The organism is Rhizobium sp. LC145, from assembly GCF_001005825.1.
Classification (GTDB): Bacteria; Pseudomonadota; Alphaproteobacteria; order Rhizobiales; family Rhizobiaceae; genus Neorhizobium.
Window position 1 is genome coordinate 344,793 of record NZ_LBHV01000005.1, and the last position, 24,494, is coordinate 369,286.

Sequence of the window (24,494 nt, forward strand, 5' to 3'; positions counted from 1 at the left end):
TTGTTCCGGCGCGGCCTTTCGGCAAATTTACGGCGGGAAAGCCGTTACGAACATTATCTTTTTGTAATTTGAAAGTCCGCTTTTCCCAAGCTTAGCTTGCTCGCGAAGAGAAAGCGCCGAGCTGCCCGCCGCTCAAGCTTACGGCCTTGCTCTTCAAGAGGGTGGGCGTCCGCATCCGCCAGCCCAACTGCAGCCGGCGGTAAGTCCGGTGTCAGCCGGCGATCCTGAAGAGCAGAAGGCAGGAGCCCGTGAGGGATTCCTGCCTTCATTCGTTCCGTCTCAGTTTGCGAAGACTATTTCAGCATGTCCTTTACGACACCCGAAGCCTTGGCGAAATCCATCTGGCCCGGATATTTTTCCTTGAGCGCATTCATGCACTTGCCCATGTCGCGAAGGCCATGGGCGCCGGTCTCGGAAATGACGGACTGGCACAACTGGCGCACCTTGTCCTCCGAAAGCTGCTCGGGCATGAAGCTCTTGATGATCTCGGTTTCCTCGCGCTCCTGAGCGGCAAGCTCGGCGCGGCCGGCATCCTCGTAGATCTTGGCCGATTCTTCGCGCTGCTTCACCATCTTCTGGAGGATCTGCAGGATATCCTCGTCACTGACCGGGTCCTTGCCGAGGCCTCGATTGGCGATATCGCGATCCTTGATGGCCGTCTGGATCAACCGCACGGTCGAAAGCCGGCGGGTGTCCTTTGCCTTCATCGAATCCTTGAGCGCATCGGAGAATTTGTCGCGCATCATTGTCTTTCAGCTCCTTGGGAAAGCCATCCGCAGGTCCGTGAATTGTGGCTTTTCCTTGTCATTCACGCCGTTGTCATAGATCAGGGATCGGAACCGATCAATTCACTTTCGCCAAGCCCTTGATTCCGATGGACCAATATCCCATCGGATTCTTCCGGCCGCGAGATTGACCGCCTCGCCTGCTTTGTCTATTTTCCGGCACCTGCACGAGATTTAGATTTCAGGGCTTGCGCCGGAGTTTTCCGCGCGCCCTTTCCTGCGACCATAAATGGCCCCGTAAGCCCGCTTCTTCAAGTGGCGGGCCGATCGGGCAGAAGGATAGACATGACCGCGACCGCCCCCTCTGCCCCCTTGGGCACTTCCCCCTGGACCACCAACAAGCCCACCGCCGTGCTCGTCCTTGCCGACGGCACTGTCATTGAAGGAACCGGGATCGGCGCAACTGGCAAGGTGCCGGCGGAGGTCGTCTTCAACACAGCGCTCACCGGATATCAGGAAATCCTGACCGACCCCTCCTATCTGGGCCAGATCGTCACCTTCACTTTCCCGCATATCGGCAATATCGGCACCAATGACGAGGACATCGAAGACCTGACGCCCGCCGCCCGGCGCGGCGCGGTCGGGGTAATCTTCAAGGCCGACATCACCGATCCGTCCAACTATCGCGCCGGCAAGCACCTCGACGGCTGGCTGAAGTCACGCGGCATCATCGGCCTTTCCGGCATCGATACCCGGGCGCTCACCGCCTGGATCCGCGAAAAGGGCGCGCCGAACGCGGTGATTGCCCACGACCCGAACGGCGTGTTCGATATCGAGGCGCTGAAGGCGGAAGCCAGGGCCTGGAGCGGCCTCGAAGGCCTCGACCTCGCCAAGGAAGCCACCTCCGGCCAGTCTTCGCAATGGACGCAGAAGCCCTGGGTCTGGAACGAAGGCTATGAGGAACTCAAGCCGGAAGACGCCAAATACCACATCGTCTGCGTCGACTACGGCGTGAAGCGGAATATCCTGCGCCTCTTCACCGGCCTCGACTGCAAGGTGACGGTGGTGCCGGCCCAGACGTCCGCCGAGGACATCCTGGCGCTGAAGCCGGACGGCATCTTCCTCTCGAACGGTCCCGGAGATCCGGCGGCCACCGGCGAATACGCGGTTCCCGTCATCCGCGAAATCGTCAGAACCGATATCCCGACCTTCGGCATCTGCCTCGGCCACCAGATGCTCGGCCTCGCGCTTGGCGCGAAAACCGAGAAGATGCATCAGGGCCATCATGGCGCCAACCATCCCGTCAAGGATCACACCACCGGCAAGGTGGAGATCGTCTCGATGAACCATGGGTTCGCAGTCGACTCCAAGTCCCTGCCGGAAGGCGTTGAAGAGACTCACATTTCGCTCTTCGACGGTACGAATTGCGGCCTGCGCGTCGCCGGCAAGTCGGTTTTCTCCGTCCAGCATCATCCGGAAGCTTCTCCCGGCCCGCAGGACAGCCATTATCTCTTCCGCCGTTTCATCAACATGGTGCGCGAAAAGAAGGGCGAGCCGGCACTGGCCGAGCGCTGATCCCGCTGACGCGGATTTTTTTTCCGTAGAGCCTATTGACCTTAACCTTACTTGAGGTCGCACAAATACCCCTGTTCAATCGAGCAGGGGTTTTTCATATGAGCAATGCACAAATGGCACGTGTCGTTCGGGTCAACAGTTTCTCGGTACCGAATGATGCACGCGACGAATTCATGAGGCTTGTCGAAAGGACACATGAGGTCATACGCCAGCAGCCGGGCTTCGTCGACGACCTCATTCTGGAACGGAATTCCGGTCCCGGCCCGTTCAACCTCATCACCATTCTCCAGTTCGAGAACGAGCAAGTTCTTCAGCCGGTCATCGCGGCAGTCGCAAGGTCGGATGCGGAAGCAGGCATCGATAGGCAGGCTTTGAGCAGACGCCTCGGTGTCGAATCCAGTATCGGTTTCTATACGCCCGTCGCCGTGGCCGATCTTCTCGCGGCCTGATCCAGCCGGAATTATGGGGCCTGCTGATATCAGTGGGCCGCTTTGCTTTCCTTCTGCACCAGAATGTAGAAGCGTCCGCACAGGAATACCGCAGCCGCGGCAAGGCCCGTCACGAAGCCGAACCAGACGCCCTCCCCCCGGAAGCCGAGCGGGAAGCCGAACAGCCAGGCGCAGCTGAAGCCGATCGGCCAATAGGCGATAAGCGCCAGGATCATCGGAATGCGCGTGTCCTTCAGCCCGCGCAGCAGGCCCGCGCCAACCGCCTGCAATCCGTCCACCAGTTGGAAGACGCCGGCAATGACGATCAGCGGCACCGCCATGACCAGAACCTGTGCCGCATCACCCCGGCTGACATCGAGAAACAGGGCTCCCAAGAGCCGGGGAGCGATGGTGAAGAGAAGGCTGCCGGCCGCGGTGAAGCAGACGCTGACAGCGAGCACCGCCACCGCCGCGCGCTTGACGCCGAGCATGTCTTCACGGCCGTAGGCAAGTCCCACACGCACCGTCGCGACCTGGGCGAGCCCCAGCGGAACCATGAAGGCGATCGAGGCAAGCTGCAGCGCAATCCCGTGAGCCGCCAGTTCCAGCTTGCCGAAAAGCCCCATGAGAAGGGAGGCTGCGGAAAACAGGCTGGTCTCTGCAAGGATCGTGAAGCTGATCGGCAGTCCGAGGCTGACGACTTCACGAAACGCCGCCCAATCGGCGCGCCAGAAGCGCACGAATATCGTATAGGCGCGCGTGCCCGGCTGGGTCTGGACATAGAAGAACATGATCAGACTGCCGACAATGTTCGCGCTGAGCGAGGCAAGCGCCGCGCCCAGCATCCCGAGCTCCGGCAGTCCGAAATGGCCGAAGATCAGGGTATAGGCGACCACGCCGTTCACCACGAACATGGCGATGGTCACGTAGAGAATGATGCGCCCGCGCTCCAGCCCGCCGAGGAAGCTGCGCACCGACATGACGAAAAGCGCCGGGAACATGCCCCACTGCATGACGCGCAGATACCTTTGCGCGATCGCCGCCACCTCCGGGTCCTGCCCGAGCCTTACGAGAACGCTGCCGGAAAACCAGAGGATCGGCGCAGTAAGCAGCCCGTAGAAGAACACGACCCATATGCCCATGCGCACGCAACGCCTGACCGAGACGGAATCGCCACGGCCGAGCGCCTGGGCAACCATGGGCACCACCGCGCTGGAAAACCCCGTTCCGAAGATGAATACGAGGAAGAACATCTGGCTTGCGAGCACGACGGAGGCAAGTTCGGTCGTGCCTAGCCAGCCGACGAAGATGATATCCGTCGTGTGGATCGCCATCTGCGCCAATTGCGCCCCCACGAAGGGAATGCCGAGCGCGAAGGTGGCCCGCATGTGCGAACCCCAGGAATTGTCGGCAGACGCAGAAAGGCTCGGAGCCAGAGTAGACATCGGACTTCCATTCCAAGACGAAAAAAGCCGCTTCCAGGTGTTGGCGAGCGGCGGGTACCAAAACCTATAGGAAAGCCCTCGACCGGGAGCAAGCCTCGATACCCATCAAGCAAATTTTTTGGGCACCAGTTCAACAAAACTGATTAATCAAGCTGCAGCTACCGCCTCTTTTGACGAAATTTTGCTCGCAAAGACGATGATTGCCACCAGCATGAAGAAGGCAGCCACGATATAGGGCGCGCCGGCGAACTCCACCAAGGCACGCGCTCCGGTGAAATTGCTGAAGGCTTGAGTGAAGATCAGAGGGCCAATGATCGTCGTCAGGCTCGTGAGGCTGGTCATCGCGCCCTGCAGTTCGCCTTGCGCCGAAGGCGGAACCTTGGCGGCGGCGATGCTGCGCAGCGCCGGGTCCGCGATGTTCTCTATAGTGGTGCCGAGAATCACCGCATAGACGACCCAGCCTTCCCAGGCGAGCCCATAACCGGTCAGTCCGATGCAGGAGAAGGAAAGCCCAAGCACCGCCGTCCTCCATTCGCCGAGCACCGGCACGACTTTCGGCAGAACGAAACCCATGACGAAGGCGGCGCAAATGCCGAAGAGGCCCAGCGAAAAGCCGATCTGCCCCTCGCTCCAGCCATAGCGATAGGACGAGACGAAAGACCAGACCGATGGGTAGACGGCATGGGCGAGCCAATAAAGGAACATCACCAGCATGACCCAGCCGATACCTGGATAATGGCGCATCTGCCGAAGCGCGCCGAGCGGGTTGGCCCGCTTCCACTCGAATTTGCGGCGATTGCCCCGTTCCAAAGTCTCCGGCAGCAGGAACCAGGCGGCGATGAAATTGGCGAGCGACAAAAGCCCGGCGCCGAGGAAAGGCACGCGCGGTCCGAGTTCGCCGAGCAGGCCGCCGATGACCGGGCCGATCGTGAAGCCAACGCCGAAGGCGATGCCGATCAGGCCGAAATTCTTCGCGCGATTCTCGTCATTGCTGATATCGGCGATATAGGCCGAGCAAGTGGCGAAGCTGCCGCCGGATATACCGGCCAGAAAGCGGCCCACGAAGAGCATCCAGAAACTGGTGGCAGCCGCGCAGATCAGGTTGTCGAGCGCGAAGGTGAAGACGGACGCAAGCAGGATCGGCCGCCGGCCGAAACGGTCGCTTAAGTTTCCGAGCAGTGGCGCGAACAGGAACTGCATGGCCGAATAGATGAGCAGCAGCCAGCCGCCGTCGACCGCAGCCGCGCTCACGTCGTCGCCTGTCAGCTCCTGCAGGAAAGCCGGCAGCACCGGCATGATGATCGCGATCCCGATCACGTCCAGGAACAGAATCATGAAAACGAGGAACAGGCCGCGGCGAACGAATTTGGGATCGAGCATCGGGAGGTCTCTGTGGAATTGAGATTCTGTAAGGACGATCGCGTCGCCGGCTGGCCTAAATACCCGATGCGCCGGACGGAAACAATACGTGAACATCTCAAAGTTTTTGATGAATGGACGCCAGCATGAGCGGCCAGCCCGCCTTCATCATCCACCGATACTCGCTACCCCGCAGCCAAAGCCAAGGCTGCAAGAAGCCTGCGGGTTCTCGACAATCGTCTCCATCCCGCTGTAGAAAGGGAAGAATTCCCTCCTATGGCGGCATTTCCATGTTCGAACTTTTCTGGCGCGGCGCGGTGATCGGCATCGGCGCGACCGTACTGATGGATATCTGGGCGATCGTCCTTTACCGTGTCTTCGGCCAGCCAAAGGCAAACTGGGCGCCCGCGGGGCGGTGGTTCTGGCATCTTGGCCGTGGCAAGGTGTTTCACGAGAACATCGCCGATGCCGAACCTTATGCCAACGAATTGGCGCTCGGCTGGATCGGCCACTATGCCGTTGGAATTCTATACGGCCTGATCCTCGCCTTCATCGTCGGCTCCGCCTGGTTCGCCGCCCCGACTTTTCTGCCTGCATGGATACTCGGTATCGTCACGGTAGGCGCCGGCTGGTTTCTCATGCAGCCCGGCCTCGGGCTCGGCTGGGCGGCATCCAGAACACCGAACCCCACCAAGGTGCGTGCCCTGAACCTCGTGGCACACACGATCTTCGCCGCCGGACTTTATGGCAGCGCACTGCTGATCCGCTGATCAGCCGCCCTCGAGATCGGCTTTCAGCCGGCCGAGCATATCCACCGCCTGTGCCGCATAAGGGCCGATCCATCTGTCGTGGATCGCCTTGATCGGCAGCGGATTGAGGTGATTCCATCTTTCCCGCCCTTGGCGCTTCGCGATCACCAAATCCGACTCCTCCAGCACCTTCAGGTGCTGCATCACCGTACAGCGGTCTATCTGCGAGAACCGGGCGCAGAGTTCGCCCGTCGTTTGCGGCCTGTCTTTCAACTCGTCCAGAATCTCCCTGCGAACACGCGCGGCCAACGCCTTGAAAATTCTGTCGCTTTCATCTTCACTTGACATGTTATGTTTTTATAACATTATGGAGCTGAGAACAAGGGAGAAGGACCATGGAACTGAAATTCAAGGTATCGGGCCGGATTTCGAAACCGGTCGAAGAAGTCTTCGAGGCAGTTGTCGATCAAAAAAAACTATCCGGCTATTTCACGACCGGCGGCGCCAGCGCGCGGCTGGAGACCGGCACCACCGTCACTTGGGATTTCGCTGACTTTCCTGGCGCGTTCCCGGTTGAGGTCGTCGAGGTGGAAAAGAACAGGAAGATTGTACTGCGCTGGGATGCGACAGACGGCAATGCCGCCGAACAGGGACCGGAAAACGTCGTGCTCGCCAACTACAAGACGACGATAACCATGACGTTCGAACCTGTGGACGGAAACCGCACGCTGGTGACAATTGCCGAGGAAGGCTGGCGGGAAACACAAGGCGGCCTGGCTGCATCCTATGGCAACTGCCAGGGATGGTCGCAGATGCTCTGCGCATTGAAAGCCTATGTGGAATACGGCATCAACCTTCGCGAAGGTATGTACAAATAAACGGTGGCGGGCAAGGCCCGCCGCCACTCTCACATCTGGGCCGCGAAAGTATCGCAGGCATTGATGTCGCCGGTATCGAAACCGCGGCGGAACCATTCCATGCGCTGCGCCGATGTCCCGTGATTGAAGCTTTCGGGCACGACATAGCCCTGCGTGCGCTTCTGCAGCGTATCGTCGCCGATCTGCTGGGCGGCGTTCAGCGCCTCTTCGAGATCGCCGCGCTCGAGAATGCCCCTCTGCTCGGTGAACTTGGCCCATACGCCGGCGAAGCAATCCGCCTGCAGTTCCACGCGCACGGACATGCGGTTGGCTTCCGTCTCGCTCATGCGCTGACGGGCCTGATTGAAGCGCGGCAGGATGCCGAGCAGGTTCTGGACGTGGTGACCGACCTCATGGGCGATCACATAGGCTTCCGCGAAATCGCCTGCCGCGTCGAAACGCTGCGAAAGCTCGCGGAAGAAGCTCGTGTCGAGATAGACCTTGCGGTCGCCGGGGCAATAGAAAGGACCGGAGGCCGCGGACGCAAAGCCGCAGGCCGAGTTCACCTGGCCTGAAAACAGCACCAGCATCGGCTCCTGATATTGCTGTCCGTGTGCCTGGAAGATGCCGTTCCAGGTATCTTCCGTCTCGGCAAGCACGGTGCTCACGAAGGCCGTGCTCTCGTCATCCGCCGGCGTGCCGGTCGTCTGCTGCTGGGTGGAGCCGCCATTCGTGGAAAGTTCGCCGGTAAGCATCGTCAGCGGATTGATTCCCGCGATCCAGCAGACGATCAGAACGAGCACAATGCCGCCGATACCAAGACCGCCTCCCCCGCGGCGCATCCCGCCACCGCCGGAGGGAAAGCGAAAGCCTCCGCCGCGACCGAAAGGACCGCCTCCCGGCGAGACGCCGCGTCTGTCCTCGACATTGCCCGACTGGCGACGGCCTCTCCATTCCATTATCGCGCTCTCCTGTTCGCCTGCTCTCTAGACAGCATCATATAACGCAACCGCGGGCAAGGCGATCCTTGCCCGCACGGGTGGTGAAGAGATTTCCGTTCAAGCGACCCGAAGCGCGCTCTTGCCCGGCAGAAACACGGTCAGCAGCCCGAGCCCCGGCAGGAAGGCGCAGAGGAAATAGACGAAGGAGATGCCGTGGCTATCGGCAATCACACCGAAGAGCGCAGCCGAGATTCCGGCCATGCCGAAGGCGAGACCGAAGAAGATGCCGGCAATCATCCCCACCCGTCCCGGCACGAGCTCCTGCGCCATGACGACGATGGCCGGAAAGGACGAAGCCATGATCAAGCCGATGATAGCCGAAAGCACGATCGTCATCGGCAGATTGGCGAAGGGCATTGCCAGCGTGAACGGCAGCACGCCGAGGATCGAGACCCAGATCACCACCTTCGAGCCGAACCGGTCGCCGATTGGTCCGCCGACGACGGTCCCGAGCGCAACCGCGCCCAGGAAGATAAAGAGCATGGTCTGTGATTGCTGAACCGTCACGCCGAAGCGCTCGATGACGAAGAAGGTGTAGTAGCTGCTGATGCTCGCCATGTAGGCATTCTTCGAGAAGGTGAGCAGCGTCAGCACGGTAAGCGCGATCACCACGGTGCGGCGTGACAGGTTGTGCGGCCGGACAGCCTTCTTGCGGCCGGCATTGGCAAGCATGTGCGCCTTGTACCAGCGCGCCACCCGGCTGAGAATAAACATACCGAGCATGGCGGCGACGGAGAACCATGCGACGCTGCCCTGCCCCCGCGGCACGACGATGAAGGCGGCAAGCAAAGGTCCGATCGCCTGGCCGAAATTGCCGCCCACCTGGAAGACCGATTGGGCAAAGCCATAACGCCCGCCGGCCGCCAGCCGTGCCACGCGCGAGGATTCCGGGTGAAAAATCGCCGAGCCGATGCCGACCAGCGAGGCTGCGAAGACTAGCATGCCATAGGTATGGGCATTGGCGAGAATCAGCAGCCCGATAAACGTGGAGCCCATGCCGACCGGAAGAGAATAGGGAAACGGCTTCTTGTCGGTAACGATCCCGATGACCGGCTGCAGCAGCGAGGCCGTGCATTGGAAGGCGAGCGTCAGGATACCGATCTGCCAGAAATCCAAGCCGAAATCAGCCTTCAGCATTGGATAGATCGCCGAGATCATCGACTGCATGACGTCGTTGAGCATGTGGCAGAAGCTGACCGCAAGAATGATCGGCAACACCGTCACTTCCGCGGGAACAGCCGCTACGGGTTTCATCGTTGCATCGGCCATGGTGTCTCCTCAGCGCAACCGCCGTCTATGAGGAGGCAGTTGCCGCACGTTTGTTACGTGCAGCTCTTAATCCCGCCGGCGGTAGCTTGTCTATGACAGGAAGCCGCCTAGCGGTACGCTCCGCCTTTTTCGAGACTGGATCAGGAAGCCGAGGGAGTAGTCGCAGCCGCGACCCCGGACCTGCCCTTTCGTGTGAACAGGCGCGCGGCCCGGTTGAAGGGTTGCTCGATCACGACATAGGAAATCGAGGCGCCGAGAATGCAGGCGGCGACGATCAGCGCCATGCCGATGGCGGTCGCGGCTTCGCCAAGCGATAGGCGCTTGATGACGAACCAGCCGAAGCCGACGACGAACATGTGCGTGAGATAGAGCGAGTAGGAAATATCACCTAGGCGCACCAGCAGGTGGATGATGCCCGCATCGCGAACGAAGCTTTCGCAAGCTAATGCGAGCGCGACCAGCGCCAGAGCGGCGATGACAAGCCAGATATAGCCGTGGAACCCCGCAAAATCCAAAAAATGCAGGCTGAACAGCATCCAGAGAGAGCCGAGGCTCGCCATCGTCATGGCGAAAATGCCGAGTGGCGATATGCGGTCGAACATTCGGCGCTTCTCCGCTTCGGCAAGCCACAGCCCGCCGATGAAGGCCAGCAGCGAGAAATTGAGATAGAAGGAGAGAATGCCCGATGCCGGTTCGATGAAGAAGGCGGCCATCGCCATCGAACCTAACAATCCGGTCAGAAGGATCGTTCTCCTGACCGTCGTCGCCACCCAGAAGAAGGCCGCGAACAGGATATAGAAGAAGACCTCGTAGTTCAGCGACCAGCCGAGCTTCAGCAAGGGGCGCCAATCCGTCGGGTCCCCCGGTATCGCGGCCGGAATGAATAGCATCGAATTGACGAAGTAACCTATGTCCGGGGTCGTGTTCTTGAACAGCGACGGAAGGAAGAGAGCGCAGAAGAAGGTCAGCAGGGTGCAGGCCCAATAGAGCGGTACCAGGCGGAAGAAGCGGCGCACAAGGAAATCCGCCGGGTCGAACCGGCTATCGGCAGAATGCTCGCTGCTGTTGATATGCGAGATGATGAAGCCGCTGATGGCGAAGAAGACGATCACGCCGAACAGTCCGAGCGTCAGGATATCATCGTTTGGCATAGTCTGCGGATGCTCGATGGTATGCGCTATCACAACCGAACCGGCCGCAAGGCCGCGCAGTATCTGGATGGAAAGCAACTTGCGCCGACCGACGGAACCTGGCGAAACGACCACGACAGCACCCTCTGAACCTTACCCGCTGCCGTGATTTATTCATTTGCTTCGATTTTGTCGTCGCGATTATCCGAAGTTACTTAATAGGTAAAACTCTATCGTTCATGCTCTTCGGTTAGGCCCTGTCGCCGAGCTCGGCTTTCGTGCGGCGAAAACCCCGGTGCACGAAGAAAGCCCCGGCGACGACGGCAAGGGCGAGGATGACGGCCCAAACGAGATTACCGGAAAAGATCACGTCATACATGATCCGGCCAGGCAGCAGCGTGAAGAGGCCCGCGCCGACGATGCCGCCGAGATACATGCCGAGCACGATCGATCTGTGACGGCGGATGTCATGGCGCCTTGCCGCCGCGATCGCCCCGAAGGCTCCGAAAAGGACCAGGATGGAAAGCAGGTGGATGGGGCTGAAACCATAGAACAGGTTCAGTTCATGGATGAAGAACGTCGAGATCGAGGTTACCACCATCAGCACCATCCAGACCTTGCCGAGCAGACGATGCGTCGGCGTGCCTTTGCGGGCAGAAAGGATATAGGCGCCGAGAATGGCCGCGGGCACAACCGTTGCGACATGAAACTGGATGACCGGCGATGCCTCCAGGAGCGGCTGAAGCGTCATGAGAATACGATCCGAATTGAACTCCACGGCTCTTTCGGCCATGAATGCCCCACCCTCAACCGAAAATGGCGCAACAGACGGATAAACTTCGTGGATCGACCCCTTTTGCAATCCACGCTTCGTGAAATGCGGCTCTTCACCGCATCGCCGCGCTTCTGGCTGACCTTCGGCGCGATCGTCCTGATCTTTGCCATCACCGGCCCTTATGGCACCTCACAGACCATGGGGCCGGCCGAACGCTTCGGATATTGGCTGAGCCTCCACGCCGTCACCTGGACGATCGCCATCACCTTCTCGGTTCTTGCGGAAATCCTGCTGCGGCGACCGATCATGAGCATGTTCTGGCGCATGATGACCGGTTCGATAATAGCGGCCCTGCCGATTGGCCTCGCTCTAACGCTGCTCGATCTCGGCTTTCTCGGAACGGCATTCTCCTTCACAGACATTCTGCGGCGGGCCATCTTCGCCGTGCCACTCTGTGCGCTCTTCTGCCTTCTGACCTTCCTCGCCATGCGGGAGAAGATCGTTCATCTCGAAGCCTCACCTCCGGCACACGCTTCCGCCGGCGCTCCGATTCTCGACCGGCTGAAACCGCAGAACCGTGGCGAGCTCATAAGGCTTTCGGTTCAAGATCATTACACCGAGGTCGTCACCACGCGGGGCAAGGAACTGGTGCTGCTGCGGTTCGCCGATGCGATCAGAGAGACAGGAGCGACAGCCGGCCTGCAGGTGCACCGTTCCCATTGGGTGGCGGATGCGCAGGTGAAGAACCTGAAGCGAGACAACGGCAAGCTTTTCGTGGTCATGAAAGACGGCGCGGAAATCCCCGTCAGCCGGACATTCCAATCCGCCACTCGCGAACACTATGCGGGACGCTGACCTACCTCACCATACTTAAGGCTGGACATCGAAGATCTGGAGTTCTTCGAAATGATTCATGTCGGCGAACTCGCAGAATGCCGGTGGCCGTAATTCCAGGAACTCGAGGCTTTCGCGGATGTCCTTTGCGGCATCCGAAAGCATCACCTCCCACGCCGGCAACGCCGCGTCCTCGAACCACTCGATCACATAGCTGAAAGTGATGTGGAATTCGTAGCTATCGTGATCGGGATGCCTGTAACCGAAGACATCCGCCAGGCTGTTCCGCCAGTCCTTGAGCGCCTGCCTGTCCTCGCTCGTCAAGCCCTCCAGAACGAGCCCGGTCGGCAAGGCCCGCACCACCTGCATGCGGAATGCCGGCCCTCCCGTGAAATCGCGAAAGCGCTCGCGATAGATCGCGGTCATTTCGTTCACGGGGGTGTCGAGCGCGATATCCCCTGGCCAATAGGGCAAGCGCCGGCGGCGTTCGATAATCCCCTGGAACAGCGTCATGTGAAGGCTGCTTATCGGCGTGAACGCGAGCTGCGGCGCTTCCGGCATTGCAAGATAGCGCTCGCGCGCGGCTATCAGCGCACGTTCGGTCTCGGAACCCGGAACGAGGTGACAAACGACCGTATTTCCCGGTTCGGGAAGGAACCGCCCGCTCCTGTCGTAACGCGTTCCCAGATGAAACGGCGGCTCGGGCCTCCGGCTCTTCGCGAAGTTCAGCAATTCGGATGTAACAGATGTAACGATCGTATCGGCCACGCTGGATACTCCCCATTTCCGAGCGCGTTCCTTAGCCCTCCCAAGGCACAGAAACGTGACACCTGGCGGGGATATTCCCATTGGAAGGGCGGTCGCCGGAGGTCGGTGTCGCCGATAACCGGAATACGAATGCAAATCCTGTCGATTTGGTGATTTATGGGGTTCCGTTTGCGGACACATTTGCCTATAAGCCCCGTCTAGCCTGAAAAGACCTTGAGTTGCGCGACCCGACCGGTGATCTCCCACACCCGGCCGGCTTTTCGCGCAGAAAAAAGCGGAAAGACGATCATGCCGAAGCGCCAAGATATCAAATCGATCCTCATCATCGGCGCGGGGCCGATCGTCATCGGCCAGGCATGCGAGTTCGATTATTCCGGCACCCAGGCCTGTAAGGCGCTGAAGGAGGAAGGTTACCGGGTTATCCTGGTCAACTCCAATCCGGCCACCATCATGACCGATCCGGGCCTTGCCGACGCGACCTATGTGGAGCCCATTACCCCGGAAGTCGTCGCCAAGATCATCGCCAAGGAGCGGCCGGACGCGCTGCTTCCGACCATGGGCGGCCAGACGGCGCTCAACACCGCCCTCTCCCTGAAGCGCATGGGCGTGCTCGACCGCTATAATGTCGAGATGATCGGCGCCAAGCCCGCCGCGATCGACAAGGCCGAGGACCGCGCGCTCTTCCGCGAGGCGATGGCCAAGATCGGTCTTGAAACCCCGAAATCGATGCTTGCCAACGCGACGGATATCAAGGACCAGGACCGCAAAGCGCATGAGGCCGAGCGCGCCAAGCTGCGCGAAAGCCTTTCCGGCGCCGAGCTCGACAAGGCGCTCGACGCACTCGAAAACCAGTGGAATCTCGGCGAAAGCGACCGCAAGCAGCGCTATATGAGCCACGCGCAGGCGATTGCCGCCCAGGCGCTCGACCATGTCGGCCTGCCGGCCATCATCCGCCCCTCCTTCACGCTCGGCGGCACCGGCGGCGGTATCGCCTACAACCGCTCTGAGTTCTTCGAGATCGTTTCGAGCGGCCTCGACGCCTCCCCCACCACCGAAGTGCTGATCGAAGAGTCGGTGCTCGGCTGGAAGGAATACGAGATGGAGGTGATCCGCGACAAGGCGGACAACTGCATCATCATCTGCTCGATCGAGAACATTGATCCGATGGGCGTCCACACGGGCGACTCGATCACCGTCGCGCCGGCGCTGACGCTGACCGACAAGGAATACCAGATCATGCGCAACGCCTCGATCGCGGTGCTGCGCGAGATCGGGGTGGAAACCGGCGGCTCGAACGTGCAGTTCGCCGTCAACCCGGCAGACGGCCGCCTCGTCGTCATCGAGATGAACCCGCGCGTCTCGCGCTCCTCCGCACTTGCCTCCAAGGCGACCGGCTTCCCGATCGCCAAGGTCGCGGCGAAGCTTGCGATCGGCTACACGCTCGACGAACTCGAAAACGACATCACCGGCGGCGCGACCCCGGCCTCGTTCGAACCCTCGATCGACTATGTCGTGACGAAGATCCCGCGCTTCGCATTCGAGAAGTTCCCCGGCGCCGAACCCACGCTGACGACGGCCATGAAATCGGTCGGCGAAGTCATGGCGATCGGCCGCACCTTCGCGGAATCGCTGCAGAAGGCGTTGCGCGGTCTCGAAACCGGCCTTACCGGCCTTGACGAGATCGAAATCCCTGGCCTTCAGGACGAGGAAAACTCCAAGAACGCCATCCGCGCCGCGATCGGCACGCCGACGCCGGACCGGCTGCGCATGGTCGCCCAGGCGCTGCGCCTGGGGCTCAGCGAGGCCGAAGTCCACGAGGCCTGCAAGATCGATCCGTGGTTCATCGCCCAGTTCAAGGCGATCGTCGATATGGAAGCGCGCATCCGCGAGCACGGCCTGCCGACCGATGCCGAAAACCTCCGCATGCTGAAGGCCATGGGCTTTTCCGACGCCCGCCTTGCAAGCCTGACGGCCAAGCGGCCGAAAGAAGTCGCCGAGCTTCGCAACAGCCTGAACGTTAGGCCCGTCTTCAAGCGCATCGATACCTGCGCGGCCGAGTTCGCCTCGCCCACCGCCTACATGTATTCCACCTATGAAACGCCCTTCGTCGGCTCGCTCCGCTCCGAAGCGCAGGTTTCCGATCGCAAGAAGGTCGTCATCCTCGGCGGCGGCCCGAACCGTATCGGCCAGGGCATCGAGTTCGACTATTGCTGCTGCCATGCCGCCTTCGCGCTGAAGGATGCCGGCTACGAAGCGATCATGATCAACTGCAACCCGGAAACGGTCTCGACCGACTACGACACTTCCGATCGCCTCTATTTCGAGCCGCTGACGGCCGAGGATGTGATCGAAATCCTGCGCGCCGAGCAGGAAAAGGGCGAAGTGGTCGGCGTCATCGTCCAGTTCGGCGGTCAGACCCCGCTGAAGCTCGCAGAAGCGCTCGAAAAGAACGGCATCCCGATCCTCGGCACCGCGCCCGACATGATCGATCTCGCCGAAGACCGTGACCGCTTCCAGAAGCTCCTGATGAAGCTCGACCTCAACCAGCCGAACAACGGCATAGCCTATTCGGTGGAACAGGCCCGCCTCGTGGCGGCAGAGATCGGCTTCCCGCTGGTCGTGCGCCCGTCCTACGTGCTCGGCGGCCGCGCCATGCAGATCATCCACTCGGAATCCATGCTGCAGACCTATCTGCTCGACACGGTTCCGGGCCTCGTGCCGGAAGACATCAAGCAGCGTTATCCGAACGACAAGACCGGCCAGATCAACACCCTGCTCGGCAAGAACCCGCTGCTCTTCGACAGCTACCTCACCAATGCCGTCGAGGTGGATGTGGATGCCCTTTGCGACGGCGAGAATGTCTTCGTCTCCGGTATCATGGAGCATATCGAAGAGGCCGGCATTCACTCGGGCGATAGCGCCTGCTCGCTGCCGGTGCGCTCGCTCTCGAAGGAAACGGTGGACGAGCTGGAGCGCCAGACGACCGCGCTCGCCAAGGCGCTCAACGTCGGCGGCCTGATGAACGTCCAGTACGCCATCAAGGACGGCACGATCTACGTGCTGGAAGTGAACCCGCGCGCCTCCCGCACCGTTCCCTTCGTGGCGAAGACCATCGGCGCGCCGATCGCCAAGATCGCTGCCCGGGTCATGGCGGGCGAGAAGCTGGATGCGGCAATCGCCGCCTACGGCCAGAAGCCGGACCCGCGCAACCTGAAGCACATCGCGGTCAAGGAAGCTGTCTTCCCCTTCGCCCGCTTCCCCGGCGTCGACACGCTGCTTGGACCCGAAATGCGCTCGACCGGCGAGGTCATCGGCCTCGACACGGATTTCGCTCTGGCCTTCGCAAAGTCGCAGCTTGGCGCGGGCGTCGAACTGCCGCGTGACGGGACGGTATTCGTTTCCGTTCGCGATGAGGACAAGGCCCGCGTTCTGCCGGCGATCCGCATCCTGAGCGAGATCGGCTTCAAGGTGTTGGCGACCGGCGGCACCCAGCGCTTCCTCGCTGAAAACGGCATTGAGGCGACCAAGATCAACAAGGTGCTGGAAGGCCGCCCCCATATCGAGGATGCCATCCGTAACCGCCAGGTTCAGCTGGTCATCAACACGACCGATGGTAACAAGGCGATCTCGGACTCCAAGTCGCTGCGCCGCGCCACGCTGATGCAGAAGGTCCCCTATTACACCACCATGGCCGGCGCCGAAGCCGCAGCACTTGCGATCAAGGCACTGAAGGCCGGCAATCTCGAAGTGCGCCCGCTGCAAAGCTATTTCGGCTGAGCCAAACCCTGCCCGCATCACAATGCGAAGGCCTCTTCCCTTGGGGAGAGGCCTTTTCATTTGCGTCGTTCAGGATTTCGCGGATAGCTAAGTCATAGATAGTCGCGGATCAGCCGCCACATCACAAGCGCGGCGATAAAAACACCGGCCCACATCATCAGCGATGTCAACACCGACACGATCAGATATCTCAGCCGCCTCGTCATTGGCGGAACCTCCAGAAACCATGCGCGCGGAATTTAGAAAGGCGATTGCACGGTGTCTTTCTTAGTCATCGGTCAAGGTTGACACTTTCTTAACAGCCAACTCTCCCGCCTCCCACATGTCTCATTTCGGGACACTTTCGGCTCCTCACGGGACAAGAAGGACAAAAGCGCCTGTAGAAGCTTGCTTTCCGGAACGGTCCGGCCGCTCCGTTTAGGAACGATCCGGCCCTCATCCGCCGCTTGAAGCGGCTCGAATCGAGATGCGAGCTCGAGCGGATAAGCGGCTGAATGGACTCGGATATCCTCGCTTCCAAGGGTGCGGCCCCGTCGGGGCGTGCGCGACAGATAGTCTCTCCCTCACCCGTAATGTGCCAGTTTCGAACACAGCAGGAGCAGCATGGTTCCCGACGGACTTGAAATCTCTGCGGGAGATGCCATCTCGAAATCTCTGGCAATTGCAGTTCATGATCTGCTATAGTCCGGAAAACTCTGATTTGTGGATGGTTCCGAAGTTTCGCTCCGGAACCTGTTTCTTTTTGTGTCCGCGGCAACCGCGGGCATGAGGTAAAGGACGAAGAAATGGTTGATAAGGTACCGATGACGCCGAATGGTTTTACAAAGCTGCAGGAAGAACTGCGGTGGCGTCAGCAGGAGGAGCGTCCGCGCATCATCGAGGCCATCGCTGAGGCGCGCGCTCATGGCGACCTTTCGGAAAATGCCGAGTATCATGCCGCCAAGGAAGCGCAGAGCCACAACGAAGGCCGCGTCGGCGAACTCGAGGACCTGATCGCCCGCGCAGAGGTGATCGACCTCACGAAGATGTCGGGCTCGAAGATCAAGTTCGGCGCAACCGTCAAGCTCGTCGACGAAGACACCGACGAGGAAAAGATCTATCAGATCGTCGGCGATCAGGAAGCCGATGTGAAGGCCGGCCGCATTTCGATTTCATCTCCTATCTCCCGCGCGATGATCGGCAAGGAAGTGGGCGATTCCATCGAGGTCGTGGCTCCCGGCGGCTCCAAGAGCTATGAAATCCTCTCCGTGAGCTGGGGCTGATTTCCGGCTGCCATCTTGCACTCGCTCCGCCATATCACCGTCATCGCGCCTCATTTCAAGCGGCGCCTATCGGGCGTGACGTCTACCGTCGTCCAGCTCGTGCCGGAACAGATCCGGCTCGGCCGCGGTATCGTCACGCTTGGCCCCGGCCTGCCTGACGGCTTGCCGAAGATGAAGTGGCGGCAGCTTTTGGCGCTCTGGTCTCCTCCGGAGGGGGCAAGATGGCGCGTCTGGCATGCGCGCCGCAACACGGAGATGCTTCCGGGCATTATCCTGCGCCATGTCTTCCGCATGCCGCTGAAGCTTCTCTTCACCTCGGCGGCGCAGCGCCGCCACACCGGCTATACCCGCTGGCTGATCCGGCGCATGGACGCCGTGGTGGCAACGAGCGGCCGCTCCGGCTCCTTCCTCGAGGTTCCTCACACCGTCATCCGGCATGGCGTCGATCTCGACCTCTTCCATCCCGCATCGGGCGAAGAGGACAGCATCGCGGCAACTGGCTTGCCGGGAAAATATCTGATCGGCTGCTTCGGACGCGTCCGCCATCAAAAGGGCACCGATCTTTTCGTGAGATCGATGATCGACCTTCTTCCGGACCACCCGGAATGGACGGCGGTGGTGAACGGCCGCGTAACGGCCGAACATCAGGCCTTTGCCGATGAGCTGAGAAAGGCCGTGGCCGATGCGGGCCTCTCCGAGCGGATACGCTTTCTCGGCGAGGTGGACGATATCAAGCCCTGGTATCGTAAGCTCACGCTTTATGTAGCGCCTTCCCGCAACGAGGGTTTCGGCCTGACGCCACTGGAAGCCATGGCCTCCGGCGTTGCGGTCGTCGCGAGCGACGCCGGCGCCTATGCCGAGATGATCGTTCAGGATCAGACCGGAGCCGTCGTCCCTGCGGGAGATTATCGGGCGCTTCGCGAAGCGATCCGCAACTATCTGGCTAATCCCGAAGAGACGCTGGAGCAGGGCAAGGCCGGATTGAAGCACGTGCGGGAGAACTTCGCGCTGACGCGGGAGGCCGAGGCGCTGGAGACGGTTTATAAGCACCTGCTTGCGTAGCCGGAAAGCGGCGGGTTCCCTGCCCCACCTAGCCTTCCTTAAGCCTCGATGGCTGCTCTTGCATATCGGGCGTCATAGGCAAGACCGCAATCCTGCAGGGCTGACATCCTGGAGAAATTGAGAAGCTCGATCCTCTTTTCGTCGCAAACCTGCTTGGCAAGCTCGATATGGGCCAGGATGCGGGCGCGGGCGCGGGCGATTCCGGATTTGGCCGTCCAGCCGGTCCGCTCGTAAAAACGCGGAGTGCTATCCGCATTGGCGATGTCGATCCCGAAGAAGCCGATCCGCTCCGGCGCGCAATAGACCGCGAATTGAAGGGCGCTAACGGCGACGGAACCGCCCTGGAAGACGCCACGGGACGGATCGTCGGAAAAGCCCGCCCCTCGATCCGCGCTCAGATGCGCGAAATCGAATTCGACCAGTGTGGTGCTGCTTCTTCGAGCCTCCCGATACGGCTTGCGGATATCGTCGATGAGGACGATCCTTTTGTCGCCAAGCCATTTGTGGTCGATCTCGCATATCGCCCTGAGCACGCCGACGGAGAAGAGGCAGAACATTCCCTTCTCGACCTTTGCGCGCACGAGATCGAAATGGCGCCAGATGAAACGTTCATCCTCGATAGCAATTGCAAGCGGCCTTTCTATCGGGCAGCCGATCAGACTGACCGACCCGTTCAGGAGAATGGCGGTGCAGGAACCGATCGCGGATATGTCATTTTCCTTCACCGAAGGACCGGAACCGATGATGAATACATCCCGACCGGCTTGCGCCTTCAGTGCCGACGGATGCAGGAGCTGCGCAACCTCTTCTTCGCGGTAGACGACATGCCCCTCTTGGGCCGGATCAGCTGGCGCATCCAGAGCAAGTCCCGGCCACCAGTTCTGCGCATGCGCGTTCGCTCTGCCAAGGAGAACCGTGGCAAGAAACTTTATGGCCGAACGGTGCAAGGGCCGTTCCGATATCCGCACCACGCGCTCGCTCCTGATGTAGTGGCTTGCTCTTCCTCAGACCAAATCACGAGGCCTGAGACAAGAGGATATTGAAGGATCGGCCTTCGCATTGTTCAGCGCAGTTCGCAAAATTGCTTGATAGCAGAGCTGTGGCAGACATAAATGCAGGCACTCCAAGTATCCGGCGGCACCAGGCCCGGAAAGGCATTCTTTGACCCTCAAGGCAGTTATCCTGAACGACACGCGCGGCGACAATCATTTCGGCTGTCTCCGCGTCATGCGCATCATCGAGGAAAACCTGGCGCGGCGGAACATTCAGATAGTGGCCCGCAGCCTTGTTCGCAATGACTGGGAGAACGACCGGCGGTTCCTCGCCGCCATGTCGGATAGTAACATTATCGTCATCAATGGCGAGGGCACTCTCCATCACGGGGCACCGCAAGGTGAACGGCTGCTGCGGGTCGTCGATCATCCGGCGCGCGGCGACAAGCCGGTGGCGCTCATCAACGCGCTTTATCAGGAAAATCCCGCCGATTGGCGCCGCTATCTGGAGCGGATTGCACTGATCTCGACGCGCGATTCCTGGAGCGCCGAAGCCGCTTCGGCGCAAGCCGGCCGGCAGATCGGTTTCGTGCCCGATCTTTCGCTGGCGGAAGGTGCCGTTCCCGCTCCTGCGACCACGAACCGCAACCTGCTCCTGGTAGGCGACTCGGTTTCACGCGAGGTGAGCCGAACGCTTGCCAGGATCGCCTTCTCGCGAAGCGATGCCAGGTTTCTGCCGATCCTGAAGACGCTGAAACCGAGCAAGCCGCATTATCCGCCTCCCCTTCGCCTGCTGCGAGAAGCCTATATTCATCTGCATGCCGCAGCCTCGGGCATGCGTCACCCAGATATCCTTTTCAGCAAGGATGAAGCCGGCTTCATAGATGCGCTCCAGCACGCCTACCTGCACGTCACGGGCCGGTTTCATGCCGCATGTTTCTGCCTTTTTACCGGAACGCCTTTTCTGGCGGTGGATTCGAACTCCTGGAAGATCGGCGCGCTCCTGAACGATTTCGGCCTCGGGGCTCGAAGACTGACGACGATGTCATCGCTTGCCGACCGCCTCTCGCATCCCGAGAGGGAAAGCTATACCGACGAGGAGCGGCAGAAGATCGAGATCGGGTTGGAAAAGTGCCGGACCGATGCCGGGCTGCTTTTCGATGAGATTGAACGGATCGGAAGCCTCCACCAGCGCCAGTAGTCCGCGCAGGTCAGTTCAGCGAAAATCTTCGGTCCTTGGCGACAAGCGTCCTCACGAACCGTTCTTCGGCATCGAAATCGTGAGGCCCCTGCGTCCTGTCACGATCGCCCGACAATGATTGACTCTTGAAGAAATCGAAGCCGTAGAGCGCCACCGAGCGACAGCGCGAACGTGTCAGAATATCTATGACCATCAGCCCCGTGGTCGGTCGGCCGGGCATCTTGGCGTTAAGCGCCTCGTGGCGCTTCTTGGGATAAAGGAAGAAGTTCGGCCATTTGACGATCCAGCCCGGAAGCGCATTGCGTGGCGGCGACATCCATAGAATGTGGCTTGCGCCGCGCTCGGCCATGATTTCTCCCGGCAACTCGATGCTGGTCGCGATGAACGTCGTCCTCGCGCCGTGCGAGCGGATGTCGGGTATCGGTGCTCGGTTGCAACGGATGATGATGTCGCAGGCATCGATCGCAGCCCCGCAATCCCGTTCCCCAAGGCTTAGCGCATTGCCGACGAGCGCGACCGATTTTCCACGAAGTATCTTGAAGAGATCCGCCTCGGACAGCGCGGACCGATAGCACATACCGAATTGCCGGCGAAACCAGCCGATCACCTTGGCGGTCTTCTTCTTTGCTTTCTTCCTGAGGAACGGAATGAACCCTTCCCCGTTCATGCTGGTCATCAATGAACGCCTCGCCGTGGGCCTCCAGTTTCCTAGCGCAATGCCGATGCGTCCGTCACAAGCGCATAGACAAGCCGGGTGAAGAGCATGTTCTTCGGCCGTAGATACTGCCGGAAGTAGGGAATATTCGAAAGGGGGCGCCGGTCCATCGCGTCGCGCTCCTGCTGCGACAGCTCGTGAAACGCGTAGGTGCCCCGGTTTCGCGGAAGCCAAGACCGCCTGACCTTGCCATTCCGGTATGAAACCGGAAACGGGACATGCATCAGGATCGGGGAAAGCGGAAAAAGCCGCTGATAGCCGAGTTCTGTCAGAACTCTCTTGTTTTCCGATTCGCTATCCCGGAACTTCCAGTTCATCGCTTTGAGAAGCGAAAGCCGCAGGATGCCGACATCGGCATAGGAGCGACGGACATCCCCTTCCGGGAACCGGTAGGCATTCCACGCCTCCACGATCTCGTAGTTGTAGCCCTTCCGCAGGAAACGCGGATCGACCTGCAGAACCTTTTCATCCGCCTCGAACAAGGTTGAATACTGCCGGCAGATATAGTCATCCATGGGGCGCACGAACTGCATGTCGTCCTGGATGAGGAAGAGATATTCATATCCCTTTTCAGTGGCCAGATCGCACATGAACTGGACATTGTCGTAGAGATTGCCGTGCTTTTTCCCCTCCTTGTCGCTCTCGGAAACGAATGAGAACTTGAAGGAGCCGGCATGCCTGCGGATCACGTCCCTGGTGGCCGCATCCTCGCTCTGGTCGTCGATGATGGCGAGATCGAAGCCCGGACACATCTTCAGCGTCGAGGTAATGCACCTCTCAAGCGTATTTCCCATATTGTAGGAGAAGATCGCCAGAAGCGTATTCTCGGGTGTAAGCATAGTATCAATCCCGCCAGCCCTGCTGGCCTAGGGTCAAATTTCCACCAGGCCGAGCTGCTTGACCTGACGGATCGTCAGCATGGTGCGAACGGTGTCGACATGTTCGTCCGCCGTCAGCACCTCGATCACGAAATCCTGGAAGATCGTCAGGTTCTCCGCTGCGCAGCGCAGAAGGAAATCGCTGTCGCCATTGACCATCCAGGCTTCCCGCACGATGGGCCATTGCTGCACCTTCGAGCCGAAGCCCTTGAGATCGGCATCGGACTGCCGCTTCAACCCCACCATGCAGAAAGCCACCAGATCGTAGCCGAGCTTGGGAGCGTTCAGCAGCGCATGGTAGCCTTCGATGATGCCGGCTTCTTCCAGCTTGCGCACACGGCGCAGGCAAGGCGGCGCCGATATGCCGACCCGCTCTGCGAGCTCCACATTGGTGATGCGCCCGTCGCGCTGCAATTCCCTTAGAATCTTGATGTCGATAGCGTCGAGATCAGCGCGAAGCACGATTTTTCCCTTCGTTTTTTTTCAGGCTTTTAGCGCAAGACGGATTTTAAGCAAGAATATGTCGCGTCCACCGCTGACGTTTCCATGCCAACTGTTCTGTTGTTAACGCAAGGCTGCCCTTGAACTAATGCATGGATCGCACTTAAATGCTGCGTCAAAAGCGGCAGATCGCGATCGACTCCTTATATGAGGAATGTAGGGAGGAGCCATGCCTACGCTTTGATCCGGTCTTCGAAAGGAAATTTCATGTCTGCCCGTCATACCGAGGTTCTGATTATCGGCTCCGGCCCGGCCGGCTATACTGCCGCCATTTATGCGGCGCGCGCCATGCTGAAACCGGTTCTGATCGCCGGAATGGAACAGGGCGGCCAGTTGATGATCACCACCGACGTGGAGAACTATCCAGGCTTTACCGATCCCATCCAGGGCCCCTGGCTCATGGAACAGATGTTGAAGCAGGCAAGCCATGTCGGCGCCGAGATCGTCAACGATCTGGTGACCGAGGTCGAGCTTTCCCGCCGCCCGTTTACCGTGCGCACCGATTCCGGCACGACCTGGACGGCCGAGACGATCATCATCGCCACCGGCGCCAAGGCCAAGTGGCTCGGTATTGAAAGCGAGCAGCATTTTCAGGGATTCGGCGTTTCGGCCTGCGCCACCTGCGATGGCTTCTTCTACCGCAACAAGGACGTGATCGTCGTGGGCGGCGGCAACTCCGCCGTCGAGGAAGCGCTCTATCTTTCCAATATCGCGAAGTCGGTCACCGTCGTGCACCGCCGCGACAGCTTCCGCGCGGAGAAGATCCTTCAGGAACGCCTCTTCCAGCGGCCGAATGTCGGCGTGCTGTGGAATACGGAAGTCGCCGAGATCACCGGCAAGCCCGCCAAGCCGCCGATGCCGCCGTCCGTCGAAGGCATCCGCCTTCGTGACACCGTGACCGGCGCGATTACCGAACGGCCCGTCGACGGCGTCTTCGTGGCGATCGGCCACGCGCCTGCCACGGAACTCTTCAAGGGCAAGCTGAAGACCAAACCCAACGGCTATCTCTGGACCGCTCCCGATTCGACCGCGACGGACGTTCCCGGCGTATTCGCCGCCGGCGATGTGACCGACGACACCTTCCGCCAGGCGGTCACCGCCGCAGGCATGGGCTGCATGGCCGCGCTGGAAGCCGAGCGCTATCTCGCCGGTATCCAGCCAATCGCCGTTGCGGCAGAGTAAGGGCCTCGC

At 60.3% G+C, this 24,494-nt stretch carries 23 protein-coding genes; 10 read left to right on the top strand and 13 right to left on the bottom strand.

Going from position 1 to position 24,494, the window contains the following annotated elements; translation table 11 throughout:
- Positions 1-293: 293 nt before the first annotated feature.
- The gene (locus YH62_RS17140) at positions 294-743 is read right to left on the bottom strand and encodes a GatB/YqeY domain-containing protein (protein ID WP_170986288.1); all 450 of its coding nucleotides are present in this window, start codon (positions 741-743) and stop codon (positions 294-296) included.
- A gap of 327 nt (positions 744-1,070) precedes the next feature.
- On the opposite strand from YH62_RS17140, the gene carA reads away from it, so the two are divergent.
- Together carA and YH62_RS17150 are read left to right on the top strand one after the other, a co-directional pair.
- A complete protein-coding gene (gene carA / locus YH62_RS17145; protein ID WP_046795436.1) occupies positions 1,071-2,300 on the top strand; it encodes a glutamine-hydrolyzing carbamoyl-phosphate synthase small subunit in 1,230 nt (409 codons plus the stop codon).
- A gap of 98 nt (positions 2,301-2,398) precedes the next feature.
- Complete coding sequence (locus tag YH62_RS17150; RefSeq protein WP_046795437.1) at positions 2,399-2,749, top strand: antibiotic biosynthesis monooxygenase; 351 nt, start codon at positions 2,399-2,401, stop codon at positions 2,747-2,749.
- Between the two features lie 29 nt (positions 2,750-2,778).
- On the opposite strand, the gene YH62_RS17155 is transcribed toward YH62_RS17150, so the two are convergent.
- Together YH62_RS17155 and YH62_RS17160 are read right to left on the bottom strand one after the other, a co-directional pair.
- Positions 2,779-4,173, bottom strand: coding sequence for an MATE family efflux transporter (locus YH62_RS17155; protein ID WP_046795438.1), 1,395 nt, complete (start codon positions 4,171-4,173; stop codon positions 2,779-2,781).
- 147 nt (positions 4,174-4,320) lie between these two features.
- Positions 4,321-5,553 carry a TCR/Tet family MFS transporter gene (locus YH62_RS17160; protein WP_046795439.1) on the bottom strand — a complete coding sequence of 411 codons (1,233 nt, stop codon included), beginning with the start codon at positions 5,551-5,553 and terminating at the stop codon, positions 4,321-4,323.
- Between the two features lie 269 nt (positions 5,554-5,822).
- On the opposite strand from YH62_RS17160, the gene YH62_RS17165 reads away from it, so the two are divergent.
- Positions 5,823-6,302, top strand: a complete 480-nt coding sequence (locus YH62_RS17165) for a DUF2938 domain-containing protein (protein ID WP_046795440.1) — start codon at positions 5,823-5,825, stop codon at positions 6,300-6,302.
- On the opposite strand, the gene YH62_RS17170 is transcribed toward YH62_RS17165, so the two are convergent.
- On the bottom strand, positions 6,303-6,629 hold the full coding sequence (locus YH62_RS17170) for a helix-turn-helix domain-containing protein (RefSeq protein WP_046795441.1): 327 nt from the start codon (positions 6,627-6,629) through the stop codon (positions 6,303-6,305).
- A 47-nt stretch (positions 6,630-6,676) separates the two neighbouring features.
- On the opposite strand from YH62_RS17170, the gene YH62_RS17175 reads away from it, so the two are divergent.
- Complete coding sequence (locus YH62_RS17175) at positions 6,677-7,159, top strand: SRPBCC family protein (RefSeq protein WP_046795442.1); 483 nt, start codon at positions 6,677-6,679, stop codon at positions 7,157-7,159.
- 29 nt (positions 7,160-7,188) lie between these two features.
- On the opposite strand, the gene YH62_RS17180 is transcribed toward YH62_RS17175, so the two are convergent.
- From YH62_RS17180 to YH62_RS17195, 4 genes are all read right to left on the bottom strand, one after another.
- Positions 7,189-8,097, bottom strand: a complete 909-nt coding sequence (locus tag YH62_RS17180) for a neutral zinc metallopeptidase (RefSeq protein WP_046795443.1) — start codon at positions 8,095-8,097, stop codon at positions 7,189-7,191.
- Positions 8,098-8,196: 99 nt separating this feature from the next.
- The gene (locus YH62_RS17185) at positions 8,197-9,408 is read right to left on the bottom strand and encodes an MFS transporter (protein WP_082118398.1); all 1,212 of its coding nucleotides are present in this window, start codon (positions 9,406-9,408) and stop codon (positions 8,197-8,199) included.
- A gap of 140 nt (positions 9,409-9,548) precedes the next feature.
- Complete coding sequence (locus YH62_RS17190) at positions 9,549-10,673, bottom strand: acyltransferase (protein ID WP_046795444.1); 1,125 nt, start codon at positions 10,671-10,673, stop codon at positions 9,549-9,551.
- 115 nt (positions 10,674-10,788) lie between these two features.
- Positions 10,789-11,331 carry a DUF2306 domain-containing protein gene (locus tag YH62_RS17195; protein WP_046795445.1) on the bottom strand — a complete coding sequence of 181 codons (543 nt, stop codon included), beginning with the start codon at positions 11,329-11,331 and terminating at the stop codon, positions 10,789-10,791.
- A gap of 48 nt (positions 11,332-11,379) precedes the next feature.
- Here YH62_RS17195 and YH62_RS17200 point away from each other — a divergent pair, with 48 nt between their 5' ends.
- Positions 11,380-12,168, top strand: a complete 789-nt coding sequence (locus YH62_RS17200) for a LytTR family DNA-binding domain-containing protein (protein WP_137326589.1) — start codon at positions 11,380-11,382, stop codon at positions 12,166-12,168.
- A 15-nt stretch (positions 12,169-12,183) separates the two neighbouring features.
- Here YH62_RS17200 and YH62_RS17205 read toward each other — a convergent pair whose 3' ends face one another.
- Positions 12,184-12,915 carry a DUF1868 domain-containing protein gene (locus YH62_RS17205; protein WP_245282119.1) on the bottom strand — a complete coding sequence of 244 codons (732 nt, stop codon included), beginning with the start codon at positions 12,913-12,915 and terminating at the stop codon, positions 12,184-12,186.
- Positions 12,916-13,203: 288 nt separating this feature from the next.
- Between YH62_RS17205 and carB the strand changes: the two genes are divergently transcribed.
- From carB to YH62_RS17220, 3 genes are all read left to right on the top strand, one after another.
- Positions 13,204-16,692, top strand: a complete 3,489-nt coding sequence (gene carB / locus YH62_RS17210; RefSeq protein ID WP_046795446.1) for a carbamoyl-phosphate synthase large subunit — start codon at positions 13,204-13,206, stop codon at positions 16,690-16,692.
- A gap of 785 nt (positions 16,693-17,477) precedes the next feature.
- A complete protein-coding gene (greA, locus tag YH62_RS17215) occupies positions 17,478-17,954 on the top strand; it encodes a transcription elongation factor GreA (RefSeq protein WP_046795447.1) in 477 nt (158 codons plus the stop codon).
- Between the two features lie 15 nt (positions 17,955-17,969).
- Positions 17,970-19,016 (top strand): glycosyltransferase family 4 protein, encoded by a 1,047-nt coding sequence (locus tag YH62_RS17220; RefSeq protein ID WP_046795448.1) that lies wholly within the window; start codon positions 17,970-17,972, stop codon positions 19,014-19,016.
- Positions 19,017-19,054: 38 nt separating this feature from the next.
- Here YH62_RS17220 and YH62_RS17225 read toward each other — a convergent pair whose 3' ends face one another.
- Positions 19,055-19,987, bottom strand: a complete 933-nt coding sequence (locus tag YH62_RS17225; RefSeq protein WP_348625765.1) for a glycosyl transferase — start codon at positions 19,985-19,987, stop codon at positions 19,055-19,057.
- Between the two features lie 190 nt (positions 19,988-20,177).
- Between YH62_RS17225 and YH62_RS17230 the strand changes: the two genes are divergently transcribed.
- Positions 20,178-21,209 (top strand): polysaccharide pyruvyl transferase family protein, encoded by a 1,032-nt coding sequence (locus YH62_RS17230; RefSeq protein WP_046795449.1) that lies wholly within the window; start codon positions 20,178-20,180, stop codon positions 21,207-21,209.
- Between the two features lie 10 nt (positions 21,210-21,219).
- On the opposite strand, the gene YH62_RS17235 is transcribed toward YH62_RS17230, so the two are convergent.
- From YH62_RS17235 to YH62_RS17245, 3 genes are read right to left on the bottom strand one after another with little or no spacing between them, the layout of a single operon-like run.
- On the bottom strand, positions 21,220-21,885 hold the full coding sequence (locus YH62_RS17235) for a glycosyltransferase family 29 protein (RefSeq protein ID WP_052760443.1): 666 nt from the start codon (positions 21,883-21,885) through the stop codon (positions 21,220-21,222).
- A gap of 32 nt (positions 21,886-21,917) precedes the next feature.
- A complete protein-coding gene (locus tag YH62_RS17240) occupies positions 21,918-22,763 on the bottom strand; it encodes a glycosyltransferase (protein ID WP_046795450.1) in 846 nt (281 codons plus the stop codon).
- A gap of 33 nt (positions 22,764-22,796) precedes the next feature.
- Positions 22,797-23,264, bottom strand: coding sequence for an Lrp/AsnC family transcriptional regulator (locus YH62_RS17245; RefSeq protein WP_046795451.1), 468 nt, complete (start codon positions 23,262-23,264; stop codon positions 22,797-22,799).
- 246 nt (positions 23,265-23,510) lie between these two features.
- Here YH62_RS17245 and trxB point away from each other — a divergent pair, with 246 nt between their 5' ends.
- A complete protein-coding gene (gene trxB / locus YH62_RS17250) occupies positions 23,511-24,485 on the top strand; it encodes a thioredoxin-disulfide reductase (RefSeq protein ID WP_046795452.1) in 975 nt (324 codons plus the stop codon).
- Positions 24,486-24,494 lie beyond the last annotated feature (9 nt).

Coding starts and splice junctions, on each gene's coding strand:
- carB (WP_046795446.1), top strand. CDS start 13,204: ATGCCGAAGCGCCAAGATATCAAATCGATCCTCATCATCGGCGCGGGG.
- YH62_RS17185 (WP_082118398.1), bottom strand. CDS start 9,408: ATGGCCGATGCAACGATGAAACCCGTAGCGGCTGTTCCCGCGGAAGTG.
- YH62_RS17140 (WP_170986288.1), bottom strand. CDS start 743: ATGCGCGACAAATTCTCCGATGCGCTCAAGGATTCGATGAAGGCAAAG.
- YH62_RS17175 (WP_046795442.1), top strand. CDS start 6,677: ATGGAACTGAAATTCAAGGTATCGGGCCGGATTTCGAAACCGGTCGAA.
- greA (WP_046795447.1), top strand. CDS start 17,478: ATGGTTGATAAGGTACCGATGACGCCGAATGGTTTTACAAAGCTGCAG.
- YH62_RS17165 (WP_046795440.1), top strand. CDS start 5,823: ATGTTCGAACTTTTCTGGCGCGGCGCGGTGATCGGCATCGGCGCGACC.
- YH62_RS17150 (WP_046795437.1), top strand. CDS start 2,399: ATGAGCAATGCACAAATGGCACGTGTCGTTCGGGTCAACAGTTTCTCG.
- YH62_RS17160 (WP_046795439.1), bottom strand. CDS start 5,553: ATGCTCGATCCCAAATTCGTTCGCCGCGGCCTGTTCCTCGTTTTCATG.
- carA (WP_046795436.1), top strand. CDS start 1,071: ATGACCGCGACCGCCCCCTCTGCCCCCTTGGGCACTTCCCCCTGGACC.
- YH62_RS17195 (WP_046795445.1), bottom strand. CDS start 11,331: ATGGCCGAAAGAGCCGTGGAGTTCAATTCGGATCGTATTCTCATGACG.
- YH62_RS17170 (WP_046795441.1), bottom strand. CDS start 6,629: ATGTCAAGTGAAGATGAAAGCGACAGAATTTTCAAGGCGTTGGCCGCG.
- YH62_RS17235 (WP_052760443.1), bottom strand. CDS start 21,885: ATGACCAGCATGAACGGGGAAGGGTTCATTCCGTTCCTCAGGAAGAAA.
- YH62_RS17155 (WP_046795438.1), bottom strand. CDS start 4,173: ATGTCTACTCTGGCTCCGAGCCTTTCTGCGTCTGCCGACAATTCCTGG.
- YH62_RS17180 (WP_046795443.1), bottom strand. CDS start 8,097: ATGGAATGGAGAGGCCGTCGCCAGTCGGGCAATGTCGAGGACAGACGC.
- trxB (WP_046795452.1), top strand. CDS start 23,511: ATGTCTGCCCGTCATACCGAGGTTCTGATTATCGGCTCCGGCCCGGCC.
- YH62_RS17240 (WP_046795450.1), bottom strand. CDS start 22,763: ATGCTTACACCCGAGAATACGCTTCTGGCGATCTTCTCCTACAATATG.